Below are 306 nucleotides of genomic sequence, written 5' to 3' on the forward strand. Positions count from 1 at the left end.
TGTACAACAAGGACCAAAATAAATTTTGGTTTTCGCCAAGAAGTTTCCAAAGCACTTGTAACAAATGTTTGAGAACTACTTTTTAAATCAGCTTTCCAGATTGTTAAAGAGCATGTTTGCAACAGCATTCACTTATAAAGTGCGCTGAAGAAAACAGACATAAACATTACATGCTTATGTCTGCATTCTTGTTAGCAAGAAGAGAAGTGGCGTCCCCTAGGGGATTCGAACCCCTGTTACCGCCGTGAAAGGGCGGTGTCCTAGGCCTCTAGACGAAGGGGACCCGGATTTGTCTTTGCGCTCGCG

The 306-nt window shown here is 43.5% G+C and carries 1 tRNA gene; it reads right to left on the reverse strand.

Annotated elements, in window-relative coordinates:
- Positions 1–207 precede the first annotated feature (207 nt).
- Positions 208–283 (reverse strand) — tRNA-Glu (locus tag AACW87_RS15930).
- Positions 284–306 lie beyond the last annotated feature (23 nt).

This window comes from Aeromonas sp. MR7 (assembly GCF_963899385.1).
Classification (GTDB): Bacteria; Pseudomonadota; Gammaproteobacteria; order Enterobacterales; family Aeromonadaceae; genus Aeromonas; species Aeromonas bestiarum.